Annotated in this window: 12 protein-coding genes; 7 read left to right on the top strand and 5 right to left on the bottom strand. The window is 69.4% G+C overall.

Annotated features, from left to right (window positions below; translation table 11 throughout):
• A complete protein-coding gene (locus I4J89_RS33770; protein ID WP_196418208.1) occupies positions 1–1,059 on the bottom strand; it encodes an ABC transporter substrate-binding protein in 1,059 nt (352 codons plus the stop codon).
• 642 nt (positions 1,060–1,701) lie between these two features.
• Here I4J89_RS33770 and I4J89_RS33765 point away from each other — a divergent pair.
• The 4 genes from I4J89_RS33765 (at position 1,702) to I4J89_RS33750 (ending at position 5,803) form a co-directional block, all read left to right on the top strand.
• A complete protein-coding gene (locus tag I4J89_RS33765) occupies positions 1,702–2,364 on the top strand; it encodes an STAS domain-containing protein (protein ID WP_196418207.1) in 663 nt (220 codons plus the stop codon).
• A 5-nt stretch (positions 2,365–2,369) separates the two neighbouring features.
• A complete protein-coding gene (locus I4J89_RS33760) occupies positions 2,370–4,340 on the top strand; it encodes a PAS domain S-box protein (protein WP_196418206.1) in 1,971 nt (656 codons plus the stop codon).
• Between the two features lie 111 nt (positions 4,341–4,451).
• The gene (locus I4J89_RS33755; protein WP_196418205.1) at positions 4,452–4,832 is read left to right on the top strand and encodes a response regulator; all 381 of its coding nucleotides are present in this window, start codon (positions 4,452–4,454) and stop codon (positions 4,830–4,832) included.
• Between the two features lie 215 nt (positions 4,833–5,047).
• Positions 5,048–5,803, top strand: a complete 756-nt coding sequence (locus tag I4J89_RS33750) for a class I SAM-dependent methyltransferase (RefSeq protein ID WP_196418204.1) — start codon at positions 5,048–5,050, stop codon at positions 5,801–5,803.
• A gap of 265 nt (positions 5,804–6,068) precedes the next feature.
• Here I4J89_RS33750 and I4J89_RS33745 read toward each other — a convergent pair whose 3' ends face one another.
• Positions 6,069–6,842, bottom strand: coding sequence for a DeoR/GlpR family DNA-binding transcription regulator (locus I4J89_RS33745; protein WP_196418203.1), 774 nt, complete (start codon positions 6,840–6,842; stop codon positions 6,069–6,071).
• Positions 6,843–6,882: 40 nt separating this feature from the next.
• Positions 6,883–8,325 carry a rhamnulokinase gene (locus I4J89_RS33740; protein WP_196418202.1) on the bottom strand — a complete coding sequence of 481 codons (1,443 nt, stop codon included), beginning with the start codon at positions 8,323–8,325 and terminating at the stop codon, positions 6,883–6,885.
• Between the two features lie 145 nt (positions 8,326–8,470).
• Here I4J89_RS33740 and I4J89_RS33735 point away from each other — a divergent pair, with 145 nt between their 5' ends.
• Positions 8,471–9,517: a hypothetical protein gene (locus I4J89_RS33735; protein ID WP_196418201.1), complete on the top strand. Its 1,047-nt coding sequence runs from the start codon at positions 8,471–8,473 to the stop codon at positions 9,515–9,517.
• Between the two features lie 38 nt (positions 9,518–9,555).
• On the top strand, positions 9,556–10,680 hold the full coding sequence (locus I4J89_RS33730; RefSeq protein WP_196418200.1) for a Kelch repeat-containing protein: 1,125 nt from the start codon (positions 9,556–9,558) through the stop codon (positions 10,678–10,680).
• 3 nt (positions 10,681–10,683) lie between these two features.
• Here I4J89_RS33730 and I4J89_RS33725 read toward each other — a convergent pair whose 3' ends face one another.
• A complete protein-coding gene (locus tag I4J89_RS33725) occupies positions 10,684–10,944 on the bottom strand; it encodes a YciI family protein (RefSeq protein ID WP_196418199.1) in 261 nt (86 codons plus the stop codon).
• A gap of 49 nt (positions 10,945–10,993) precedes the next feature.
• Here I4J89_RS33725 and I4J89_RS33720 point away from each other — a divergent pair, with 49 nt between their 5' ends.
• Positions 10,994–11,644: a Crp/Fnr family transcriptional regulator gene (locus tag I4J89_RS33720; protein WP_196418198.1), complete on the top strand. Its 651-nt coding sequence runs from the start codon at positions 10,994–10,996 to the stop codon at positions 11,642–11,644.
• A gap of 6 nt (positions 11,645–11,650) precedes the next feature.
• Here the strand turns inward: I4J89_RS33720 and I4J89_RS33715 are convergent, their stop codons facing one another.
• Entirely contained in the window at positions 11,651–12,181 is a 531-nt protein-coding gene (locus I4J89_RS33715; RefSeq protein WP_196418197.1) for a 2'-5' RNA ligase family protein, read from the bottom strand.
• Positions 12,182–12,290 lie beyond the last annotated feature (109 nt).

Below are 12,290 nucleotides of genomic sequence, written 5' to 3'. Positions count from 1 at the left end.
CTAGTACGCGTTGGCGAGCTCGGCCTGGGCGTTCTCCGTCGTGTACTCCTTGTCGGAGATGATGGTCTTCTCGACGACGCCCTTGCCGCTGTAGAAGTCCTCCAGGGCCTGGAAGGCGAGCGGCCCGAAGCGCGGATTGGACTCGATGACCCCGGCGATCCAGCCGTCCAGGATGCCCTGCACCGCTCCCTTGGTCCCGTCGATCGTGATGATCTTGACGTCGCCGGCCTTCTTGCCGGCGGCCTTCAGTGCGGCCACCGCGCCGAGCGCCATCTCGTCGTTCTCCGCGTAGATCGCGCCGATCCCCGGGTTGGCCGAGATCAGCTGCTCGGTGACCTTCTGACCCTTCTCCCTGGTGAAGTCACCGGTCTGCTCGGCGATGATCTTCAGCTTGGAGCCCTTGGCGACGAGCTGGTCCTTGAACCCCTTGGTGCGGTCGACGGTCACGTTGACGCCGGACGCGCCGAGCAGGATCGCCACGTCACCCTGGTCACCGGTCGCCTTGATCATGGCGTCGGCGGCCCGCTGCCCCTGGACGACGAAGTCGGACCCGATCCAGCCCAGGTAGTCCACGCAGGCCTTCTTGGTGGTGAGCAGCCGGTCGATGGTCATCACCGGCACCTTGGCGTCCTGCGCGGCCTTGAGCGCCGGGTCGAGGCCTTCGGAGTTGAGCGGCGAGATGATCAGCGCCTTGGCGCCCTGCGCGATCATGCCCTGGATGTCGGCGATCTCCTTGTTGAGATCGGACTGGGCGTTGGTGGTGATGAGCTTGATGCCCCGCTTGTTCGCCTCGTCCTTGATGGACTGGGTCTCGGTGATCCGGAACGGGTTGGCTTCCTTCTCCGACTGGGCGAACCCGACCGTGATGGTCTTGAGGTCGAGCTTGGGGACACCGCCGTTGTACTTCTCCGGCGTGCAGGATGCGGCCCCGGCGGTCGCCTGCACCTGCTGGGCGGCGGAACTGCCCGCTTCGGGGGTGTCACCCTCACCGGCGCTCTTGGTGCAGGCGGCGGTGAGAGCAAGGACGGCGATAACGGTGGCACCACGAACGAGACGCATCGGTGGCCTTCCTTCGCTTCGCTGAGGCACGGCAGGGAGGCGCCGCGGTCAGGAAGCCACCAGCGCCACAAGATGACAAGCTTTGCCGAGAACTTGGTCGGATCGTAGTCTCTAGGTGCCAAGTTCTGTCAATAGCTGTCGCGCTCGGCGGCGGGAGACCGTCAGGTTCGCGCGAGCGTCAGTCGGTGATCCGTTCCGGCACGATCCCTCTGATCAGGCACTCCAGCCCTCGATCTCCCACGCCGAGAGCACCCACGCAGTCCTTCATGAGGTAGGTGCCGCCGAGCTCATCCGACGACGATGAAGAATCGCCCCACCGGACCCGAGGAGGGCGATCGCTCGGCCGTACAGGCTTCGCGTCGTTGTCCTCCAGCGGAGCCCAACGAAGATCCGCCGCTGGCGGCTCGAGGAGTTGCGTCGGCTGGGTGAGGTGGAGAGGCGCCTGAGCCTTGAGCTTGCCGATACGCGAGAAGCCATCGTGCAGATGATCGGCCAGGTGTTACCGCAACACGCCAGACCCCCCCAGATCGAGCAAGTCGTACAGGTCAGCGGCTACTCCCGATGGATGATCGAACGGCTCGTCTCGTCACACTGTGCCTGGCGCCTCGCAAACGTCAGTCTCGCTCAACACGGCGGCGCGCCATGACCACCGAGCCGGGTTCTGAGCCGCCACCCGTGGATCCCGGTATTGAGTTGCGTCGCCACGCTGACACCCTCTCCTGCGAGGTGCGAGATGAGGGCGGCGGGACCGGCATGCCGCATCCACGCCTGCCTGCCGGTGACACGCCCGGCGGGCGAGGGCTATGGCTGGCCCAACAACTCACCGCTGGGCTGACGATCAACGCCGGACCGAGTGGCGTCGGCGCGAGTGTGATCATGTGCCTGGCTTCGGCGGTGCCGGCCGGCATCGACGCGGTTTCCGGTGCCCGCCCGTACACCAACCGCAACGACACTCCCGCCAAGGAGGCGCGCCCTGAGAAGCGATATCCCACCTCGGGCCACCGCAGCCATCATGACGAGAACCGCTGTGTCGTCGCACTGCACGGCGAACTCGATATGACCGACGTCGACGACCTGCACGAGCTGCTGGCGGACGCGCTCGGCCAGGCTCCGAGCGTTGTGCTGGATCTGAGCGCGGTGACCTTCATCGACTCGACGATCATCAACACTCTGATCAAGACGCACCAGGCCGCCGGCGCGGCTGGATACCGCTTCGCCGTCGCCAACGCCACCCGTCAGGTGGGGGCAAACGTGACCTGTGACTCGCTCGGCTCGCTCAGGTTGCAGGACGGTTGTCCGAACTGAGGAACATGCCGGACCAGATCTTCTTATTGGGCAATCTGGTGATCATGGTTGCCTATGCGGCGATCATGGTGGCGATCGTGGTACCGGTAGCGCGCGCTGGACAACTGCGCACCAACCGGCTCGCCACCGCCACGGCGTTGATCTTCTTCAGCTGCGCGGTCGGTCACGGCCTGCATGCGGTGATGGCTTACCGGACCGTCATGCAGGTCCCGGCCGCCCACCAGATGCACATGGACGGCACCGGATGGCCGTGGACCTCCGCGCTGTGGGACCTGTTCACCGCCGCTGTGGGTGTCTACTACTGGACGCTACGCCGAGGATATGGCGTCCTGCTCGGCAAAGGCGCCATTTACGTGGACCCGTGGGGTCAGCACCGCCTGGACGAAGCCGACGCTCGTGAACGAGCCGCCCGTGATGCGGCAGAGGCCCATCGGGCCACTCTGGCGACCGTAGTCGAGCACACCGACGACGCCGTCGTGGGAGTTACCCCGGAAGGGCTCATCACGGCGTGGAACGGCGGTGCTGAACGCCTGTTCGGGTACACGGCCGAGGAAGTGCTCGGCCAGCCCGCCGCCATGCTGGCCGACGAGACGGGCTCGGGCCAGCAGGCGGACGTGCTCGCCCGGATCAGGCAGGGTGAGCGTGGCATGGCCTACGAGACGCGGCGGTTGTGTAAGGACGGGACACTTGTCGACGTCGCGCTGACGATCACGCCGATCCACGACCAGGCGGGCGCCGTCATCGGCGCCTCGGCCGTCGCCCGTGACGTCACCGCGGCGAAGGAGGCCGCCGAACGACAGCGTGCCATCGAGGAGCGCAGCAACCAGGCACAGCGCATGGAGAGCCTCGGCAAGCTGGCCGGCGGCGTCGCGCACGACTTCAACAACATCCTGGCGATCATCGCCAACTACACCGATTTCGTGGTGGAGGAGACCGCCGACCAGCCGGATGTGCAGGCCGACCTGACCCAGGTACGTACGGCGGTGGAGCGGGCGACCAACCTGACCCGGCAGTTGCTCACCTTCACCCGTGCGGAGGCCATTCAACCGCAGGATGTGGATCTCAACGCGGCGGTCACTGAAGTGCAGATGATGTTGGAGCGCACTATCGGGGAGCACATCAATCTGATCGCGGTGCCCTCGCCTCAGCCCCTGACCGTGCACGCCGATCCCGGCCAACTCCAACAGGTGCTGTTGAACCTGGCGATCAACGCCCGCGACGCGATGCCCGAGGGCGGCACGCTGGTCCTGGAGGCCAACTGCGCCGCCCTGGACGGCAACGAGGTCAATATGCAACCGCCCCTGCCCGCTGGGACCTACGCTCGCCTGCTGGTCAGCGACACCGGTGAGGGCATGTCGCCGGAGACCGCAGCGCGGATCTTCGAGCCGTTCTACACCACTAAGCCCCAGGGCCGAGGCACTGGGCTGGGCCTGGCCACCGTCTACGGCATCGTGACCGAAGCCGGAGGCAGCGTCAACGTGTACTCGGAGCTGGGCATAGGCACGACCTTCCGGATCTACCTTCCGCTGGTGACCACTGCGGCCGACACGGCTACCTCCCCGCCGGTGTCCGGTCAGGCGCCACCGCGAGGCGACGGCAGCACCGTGCTTGTCGTCGAGGACGAGCCAGCGCTCGCCCGCGTGATCGCCCGCATTCTCACCAACGGCGGCTACCACGTGCTCACCGCCGCCAACGCGACCGAGGCGTTGGACCTGTACGGACAACACGGCTGCGACGCCTTGCTCACCGACGTGATCATGCCGGGGTCTTCCGGACGGCGCCTGGCGGAGCTGCTGCTCGAACGCCAACCGGACCTTCCGGTGCTCTACATGTCCGGCTACAGCAACGGCCTGCTCGGCACCACCCACATCCTCGACGAGGACATCGCCTTCCTCGAGAAACCCTTTACCGCCGCCGATCTGCTCCACAAGCTCGCAGCGACGCGCGAAAAGAGCCCGTCCCACGTTCAGCAATAGCCGCGTTCGCTACAAAGCACCGGCGATCCGACTCATGCGACACACCTGACAACCCGCTCCAGCGGCACCTCCAACACTCGAAGCAGAACAACGCGGAAGGTAGGCGTACCAATGAGTCATGTTGTGGCGGCGGACGACGACCCCAGCGTCCGCAGCGTGGTGGAGAGAGTCCTGACGCGCGCCGGCCACACGGTCGGCCTGTGCTGCGACGGCCACGAGCTGGTCACTGAGGTCCGGTCCCAGCACCCGGACGCAGTCGTGACCGACAACGAGATGCCAGGGATGACTGGCCTGCAAGCACGCGCCGAACTACTCACGACGCCAGATACGGCAAACATCCCTGTCGTCATGGCCAGCGGTTCAATCACGTCCGAGCAGGCCGCCGAAACGCTCCAAGACGGCGACCGAATCGTGCACAAGCCGTTCCAGCCCTCGGAGCTGCGAGACGCCGTACAAGGTGCATTGATGCACCGGCGACCGCGACCCGCCTAAGGGCGGCTGGTCGACCAGCAGGTGGACGTGGTTGTTCGCGCCGTTGAATCCGGCCGGTTCGGCCTTGAAGTCGGCGCACGTGGCTTCGTTCGCGAGTTTGTGGTTCTGGCACAGGAAGTGTGTCTAATCTCGTGGTTCGTCGGCTCGAACCTGGCGGATGTGAATCGCGGTATCTTTTCTTGTCTCCGTCACGCAGAGCCAGTTGGCTCGTCAGCATGGCCCGGATCGCATACGACCACACCGACGCGGCAGCGTTCGCATCGACGCGGCACCTCGGTGACGCCGGAGCTGACCAGTGGCGGGCCGCCATGATACGGCTCCTCGATCCTCAGCCGGGCATGCGGCTGCTTGACCTGGGCGCCGGCACGGGCAGCTGGTCCCGAGCGTTCTCCGCCTGGTTCCCGGGTATCGACGTGACCGCCGTCGAGCCCTCGGCAGCAATGCGTGAACGGTCCGTCTACCAGCCCGTGGTCGCTGGTGACGCCGCCGACATCCCGCTGCCCGACGCGAGTGTCGACGCCGCATGGATGTCCACCGTCATCCACCACATCCCCGACCTGAGCGCCGCAGCAGGCGAACTACGGCGCGTCCTACGGCCCGCCGCGCTGGTGCTGATCCGGTCCGCGTTCGCCGGCCGGCACGAGGCGATCAGCCTGTTTCGCTACTTCCCGGAGGCGATCCGAGTTCTGGACACTTATCCCACCGTCGGCCAGGTCGAAGCCGCCTTCGCCGGCGAGGGATTCGCCACCGTCAGCCTGGAACAGGTCCCACAAATCACCGCCGTATCACTACGCCAGGCAGCGGCCGCGCTGCGCCGCGAGGCACACACCCCGCTGCAGCTGATCACCGATGAGGAATACGCCGCCGGTGTAGAGCGCCTGCGCCACGCCGCGCTGACCGACACCGGGCCCGTGATCGACGCCCTGGACCTGCTGGTGCTGCGCCGGGAGGGCTCCTCAACCCGCGAGTAGGACCCGCTTGCGGACCAGGTCGTAGCCGGCGCGGCAACGGGTTCCGGCCAGCAGCTTTGTGCCGGGCGACGCACCGTTCGACGGCCTTGGCGAGGTTCTGCCACAGATGGAACCGGCCCGCGACCCGCATCGCGTCCGGTGCTCCGGTGCAGGCTCCGTCAGCGTAGGCGCTGGCCCGGTCGCGGCGAAGCAGGAACCCATCCGGACGCCGCGCGGTCCACGCGCAGCGTGGAGGGAGTCCTCGTCCTTCCGGGCGAGGAGGATGTCAAGCCACGTGGATGTCGATGCCCGTCGCCCGGAGCCGGTCCACCAGGTAATCGTCGGCGGCCTGATCGGTGACCAGCACGTCGATGCGCTCCGGCGGCACCGTCTGGCACATCGTCTCGCGGCCGAGCTTGGTGTGATCGGCCAGCACCACCACCTGCTGCCCGGCCGCCATCAGGGCCTGATCGGTCGCCGCCGCGAAGACGTTCGGCGTGGTCAGGCCGCGTTCGGGGGTCACGCCCTCGCCGGACAGGAAGACCTGGGCACCACGGAGGCCGGTCAGCGCGGCCTCGGCGATCGGGCCCACCGCGGCGCCGATCGACCGGCGCAGGGCGCCGCCGATCAGCACCACCTCGACCTGCGGCGCGTCGAGCAGCGCGCTGGTCACCGAGATCGAGTTGGTGACCACCGTCAGTTGGTCGAAGGCGGCCAGGTACCGGGCCAGCGCGGTGGTGGTACGACCCGGTCCGAGCAGCACCGCGCTGCCCTCGGCGACCAGCGTGGCGGCCCGTGCGGCGATGGCCTCACGCGGTCCGGAGACCGGGTCGGCGCCGTTCGGCCCGGCCGGTGGGACGGACCGGGCCGGCGACGATCCGTGCCGTGGACCGGCGCCGCCGCGGGTCAGGGCGAGCAGGCCGTCCGCCGCCATCGCGCGCAGGTCCCGGCGGACCGTGGACTCGGAGATGCCGAGCGCCTCGGCCAGATCCCGGAACGAGACGTAACCGTGGTCGCGGACATGCGCCAGCAGGCGCCGGCGACGCTCGGCGATCAGCACGGATCACACCTCCGATTTCCAGGACTGCCGCCAGAATATGTCAGAAGTTGTCACTGCTGTCGAGCAGTGTCAAAAAACGCCGGTAGGCGTCCTCGCTGCGGTCGGTCGGCTGCGGATCGTACCGGCGTGGCGGCAGTGAGCGGGCCACCACCTCCCGGATCTCCGTCAGCGAGCCCACCTCGCCGGCCGCCCGGGCCTGCACCAGCAGGTTGCCCACGGCGGTCGCCTCGACCGGTCCGGCGAGCACCGGACGGCCCGTCAGGTCGGCGGTCAGCCGGCAGAGCAGCGAGTTGGCGGCGCCGCCGCCGACGATGTGCAGGACGTCGGCTCGCCGGCCGGCCAGTTGCTCGGCCCGCTCCAGGCTCCAGCGGTGCCGGCAGGCCAGGCTGTCCAGGACGCAGCGCACGACGGCGGCACGATCGGCGGGGACCGGCTGCCCGTTTCGGCGGCACGCCGCCACCAGCTGCGCCGGCATGTCACGCGGGCTGACGAACGCGGGATCGTCCGGGTCGACCAGGCCCTGGAAGCCGGGTGCCTGCTCGGCGGCGGCTACCAGGTCAGCGTATGACGCTGAACGCCAGGCGGCCCGGCAGCGTTGCAGCAGCCACAGCCCGGTCCCGTTGCGCAGAAACCGGATCGTGCCGTCCACCCCGGCCTCGTTGGAGAACCCGGACAGCCTGGCCTCGTCGGTCAGCACCGGCGCGTCCAGCTCCAGACCGACCAGCGACCACGTACCCGAGGAGAGGAAGCCGGATGGCGCCGCGCCGGCCGGCACGGCGGCGACGGCCGAGGCCGTGTCGTGCCCGGCGACCGTCCACAACGGCACCTCCGGATGCTCGCGCAACCGGCCCACAGCGATGCCCGGCGGCACCACGTCGTAGTCGAACAGCCGCCGCGGGATGCCGAGCTTGTCGATGACGCCGGTCGCCCAGGTCCGGGTCTCCACGTCCAGCAGCTGGCTGGTGCTGGCGATGGTCTGCTCGGTCACCGCCTGCCCGGTCAGCCAGTATCCGAACAGGTCGGGCAGCAGCACCAGCCGCTCGGCGGCCTCGAGCTGCGCGGAGTCCTCCATCGCGACCAGCTGGCTGGCCGTGTTGATCGGCAACGGAGCCGTGCCGGTGGTCCGGTAGATCTCCCCGGCGCCGACCCGGGCCGCGATGAGGTCCAGGCTCGACCGGGTCCGCTGGTCGCGGTAGTGCCAGGGATTGCCGATCAGGCCTCCGGCCCGGTCCAGCAACGCGAAGTCGTTGCCCCACGCGTCGATGCCGACCCCGCTGATCGGCCCGTCGGCGGCAGCCGCGGCGATCCCCGCCGACAGGTCGGCGAACAGCGCCAGCACATCCCAATGCAAGCCGTCCGGCAACGCGACCGGACGGTTGACGAACCGGTGCACCTCATCGACCGCGAGCCGGCCGTCCCGCAGCGATCCGCGCACCACCCGGCCGCTCTCGGCACCCAGGTCGACGGCGACAAAAGTCGGCACGTACCGATGTTATTCCCAACAGTTGCGACTTCGGTCATCGACTTTGGTCGTCGAGGAATGGCCCGAAGGCAGCGGCGGCCGCCGAACCCAGCACGCCAGGCTCGGTGGGCGGGCGACGCCCGCGCCGTTCCGCGAAAGGATGACCATGGACAGTGCGGACGTAGTAGGACCGGACAGAGCCGGGCGACCGGCCGAGCCGCGCCGTCGCCGGCGTGGCTGGGTGCCGGTGGTCGCACTGCTGGTGCTTGCTCCGTGGGCCGCCGAGTGCTCCTGGGGCGGCTTCGCCGTCAGTGACTACCCGGTGGTGATCCTTTTCCTGGGGCCGCTGTACGGCGGCGCCGCGGTGCTCATCCGCGAGGTCGCACGCCGTACCGGCGGGGGCTGGCCGGCGATGGTGCTGCTGGCCGGCGCGTTCGGCGTCATACAGGCCGCCCTGGTCGACCAGGCTTTGTTCAACCCCGGCTTCCTCGACGACACCGAGTACGCCGACCTGGCACAAACCTCGACCGCGACCCTGGTTCCGGCGTTCGGGTTCAGTGCCGAGCAGGCCATCACCTACATCGGCAACCACGTTCTGCTGAGCATCTGCGCACCGATCGTGCTGGTCGAGACGGCCCTGCGGCCGCCGTACCGCAAGCGTCCATGGCTGGGCCGGCCCGGTCTGCTGGGCATCGGCGCGCTGTACCTGCTCGGCAGCCTGATGATCTTCTCGGATCAGGAGGACGGGCGAAAGGGCTTCATGCTCGCCCCTGCTCAGGCAGGGCTCGCGATAGCGGTGATTGTCGTGCTGGTCGGCGCCGCGATGCTGCCACGGTGGCGGCGCGTGCGGCGGCCTCACGCGGGCCACGTCCCCCATCCGCTGCTGTTCGGGCTGCTCGTGCTCGCGGTCCACCTGAGCCTGTGGTTCGTCCCCGGATGGCCCGGAGTCGCCGCGCGGGTCCTGGCCGCCGGGTCAGTCGTGGCGCTGGTGTGGATCTGGTCCCGGCGCTCCGGTTGGACGCAGCGTCACGTGGTGACCGGCTGGTCCGCGGGCCTGGTCGCCGCTGCGGCCGGAGCCGGCCTGGCCCCGGCCTACGTGCCGACGTCGGCGCTGATGGCGCTCGTCAGTGACGTGACGGTCGTCGTGGTGGCACTGGTGCTGGTGGTCGGGGCGTACCGGCTGGCCGGTGCTGACGACGGCGAAATGCTTTGACCATGGAACCCTGGCGGGCGCCCGGCAGTCCAACCGCGATGAGACGCGGTGCGACGGCAGTGCTGGTGGCGGGACTCTGGGGCGTACTCGCGGGGTGCGGGCCGAACGTCGAACCGGTGGCCCAGAGCCCGTCCGGGTGGTCGGCTCTCCCGGCCTCGCCGCTGAGCCCGCGCGAGGCGGCGCTGGGGCTGTGGACCGGACGCGAGGTGCTGTTCCTCGGCGGCAGCGACGCACCGCCCTGCCCGCCCTCGGCCGACTGCCCCGGGGACTCCACGCCGCTCGCCGACGGGGCGGCCTTCGACCCGGCGACGAACCGCTGGCGCGAGATCGCCGACTCGCCCGTGCCACTGATGTACGGGCAGGGTGTGGTCCTCGGCTCGGCGGCATACATCCTGCCGGACGCGGCGGGAGAGGAACTTCTCGTCTACCGGGTCGATCACGACGAGTGGACACGGGTGCCCGTGCCGATCGACGGCGACTACCGGCTGCTTGCCGCGGGCGACCGGCTCGTGGCGTACCTGGGCAGCGAGGAGAACCGCCAGGGCAAGGACTACCTCTTCGATCCCCGGACCGCGACGTGGGCCGCGCTGCCGGCCGATCCACTGAGCGCCGCGTACGAGCGGACGATGGCCTGGACCGGCAGCGAGCTCGTGCTGTTCGACCACGAGCTGGTCGCGAACCCCGGTGCCGAGAAGCCGTCGATCACCCGGGCCGCGGCGCTGGACCTCACGGCCGGCTCATGGCGGCGGCTGCCGGACTCGGCCATCCTGGCCACCGCACCGTGGCTCACGGCGGGCGACCAGCTGATCAACCCGATGCTCGGCGGCGCCGACGGCGGGCAGATCGGCAACTGGGGCCGCACTTATCCGTACGGCGGGAGCGTGGCCCCGGCCACCGGCGTCTGGTCGGCGCTGCCGAACCCACCGGCCGGCGACCCGCCCGCCGCGGGTGCGCGTACCGCCACCACGGCGATCTACCTCGGCGACCGCGGCGTCGTGCTCGACACGACGACCGGTGCGTGGCAGACGGTTCCCGCCGTCCCGGGCGGCCAGGTCACCGGGCGCACGGTCGTCGCCGCCGGCACCCGGATGGTGGTGTTCGGCGGCGCCCGGTCGGACGGTACGCCGGCCGTCATCGGCGACGCCTGGATCTGGACGCCCTGATCGCTATTGCAGGAACGGATCCCACTCCCGGACCTGAAGGACATCGACGCCGGCGGTGGCGAAGTAGGGGTCGGCGGCGATGAGCGAGTCGACGGCCGCACGGTCGGCCGCCGCCACGATGATCACCGCTCCGGAGTCGTCGGCCAGAGGACCCGCCATCCGGACGACGTTCTCCCGGTGCAGGGCGGTCAGGCGGCTCCGGTGCGCCGGACGCGCCGCCAGGCGTTCAGGGGTGGGACGGAATCGAAGCTCGATGATCCACATGCTGGCAGGCTAGGTCGCTTCCGCCGCCCGACGCTGTATCAGTTGATACATGAGCTCTCTGGCCTCCATCCCGGCGCTGCGCATGCTCACACCTGCCGCGCTGACGGCTCTCGCCGGCCGGACACGGACCGCACGCTTCGCCGCGGGTGCCGTGCTCCGGCCGGCCGGTGACGCGCCTCGTTCGGTGATGTTCCTGCTGGCGGGGACGGTCGTGGCAACGCACAGCGGATCCGCCGGTGCCGAGGTGTGGCCCGAGCGGTGGGCCGGTCCGGCGATCGTGGACAAGGCCGCGGTACTCGACGGGCACCCACCCGCGACCGGCCTGATGGCGCTGACCACGGTCTCCGCACGGCTACTACCTCCCGCCGCCTTCCTGGACCTGCTGGAGGAGGAACACTCGGTGCGCAAGCACGTACTCTCGCATCTGGCGCGGGACGCCATGACAGCCCGGCGCCGGCTTGCCCAGATCGCCACCCTGCCTGCCGTGGCCCGGATCGCTGTCTGGCTGAACGAGCAGAACCGGGACCGGCCGGTCGCCTGGCGCGGATCACAAGAGCAGCTGGCCCGCGTGCTCGGCCTCAGCCGCGTCACGGTGAACCGGGCACTGGCACGGCTGACTCAGGCCGGCGCTGTCAGGCTGACCGCACACGGAATCGTCATCACCGACCGGGCCCGCCTCAGCACTTTCGCCGTCGATTGACGGGTGTTACTCGAGGAGGTCGGGAAACGTTCCGAAGGGGCCGATCGGGCCGCTGGCCATCGTCAGCTGTACGACCCCGGCCGGGACCTTCGAGAACGGCGGCTGGGAAGGTGGTGCGGCGGTCACGCCAAGGGTGATGTGCGGCCGGTAATCCTGGTCCACCAGGCCCAACGGTGTGTGCCCGAGAAGCAGGAACTCCTGGTGCAGGGCGTCCAGCTCCGGACTCCGGATCAACTCCAGGCCGAAGTAGTAGCCGCCCGTCGGCACGTAGTAGTCGCCGGGCGGGATCACCGCGTACAGCAGGCCGATGACTTTCGCCGGGATGGTTCGGCCCCGGTGCGGCGCGGTCGCCGCGACGATGCCGGCGGTCTGGTCCTCGGCGCAGTCGACGTGCAGCACCGACACGTGCGGGGGTGCCTTCTCCCCCAGCAACATGAGCGGCTCGTGACCGTCCCCGATCGCGTGCGACAGCTCGACCAGCGACCGTGACGTCTGCGCGTCCGGCCGCAGCACCACCCCGTAAGCCACGTAGATCACGCCCTTTCCCGCGGCGGCCCGCGGTCCCAGAACCGGCCGGGGCAGAATCCGTTTACCCAGACTTACCCTTGCCCACCCGGGCAACGCCAGGTATGCGTCACCGGCCGCC

Origin of the sequence: Actinoplanes aureus (genome assembly GCF_015704865.1) — a bacterium.
Taxonomy (GTDB): domain Bacteria; phylum Actinomycetota; class Actinomycetes; order Mycobacteriales; family Micromonosporaceae; genus Actinoplanes; species Actinoplanes aureus.
Note: the sequence above shows the minus strand (reverse complement) of the source record. Positions and strands in the feature narration are given on the sequence as shown.

Excerpts from the sequence above, each read along its gene's own strand:
- I4J89_RS33770 (WP_196418208.1), bottom strand. The coding sequence starts at position 1,059 with ATGCGTCTCGTTCGTGGTGCCACCGTTATCGCCGTCCTTGCTCTCACC.
- I4J89_RS33765 (WP_196418207.1), top strand. The coding sequence starts at position 1,702 with ATGACCACCGAGCCGGGTTCTGAGCCGCCACCCGTGGATCCCGGTATT.
- I4J89_RS33760 (WP_196418206.1), top strand. The coding sequence starts at position 2,370 with ATGCCGGACCAGATCTTCTTATTGGGCAATCTGGTGATCATGGTTGCC.
- I4J89_RS33755 (WP_196418205.1), top strand. The coding sequence starts at position 4,452 with ATGAGTCATGTTGTGGCGGCGGACGACGACCCCAGCGTCCGCAGCGTG.
- I4J89_RS33750 (WP_196418204.1), top strand. The coding sequence starts at position 5,048 with ATGGCCCGGATCGCATACGACCACACCGACGCGGCAGCGTTCGCATCG.
- I4J89_RS33735 (WP_196418201.1), top strand. The coding sequence starts at position 8,471 with ATGGACAGTGCGGACGTAGTAGGACCGGACAGAGCCGGGCGACCGGCC.
- I4J89_RS33730 (WP_196418200.1), top strand. The coding sequence starts at position 9,556 with ATGAGACGCGGTGCGACGGCAGTGCTGGTGGCGGGACTCTGGGGCGTA.
- I4J89_RS33725 (WP_196418199.1), bottom strand. The coding sequence starts at position 10,944 with ATGTGGATCATCGAGCTTCGATTCCGTCCCACCCCTGAACGCCTGGCG.
- I4J89_RS33720 (WP_196418198.1), top strand. The coding sequence starts at position 10,994 with ATGAGCTCTCTGGCCTCCATCCCGGCGCTGCGCATGCTCACACCTGCC.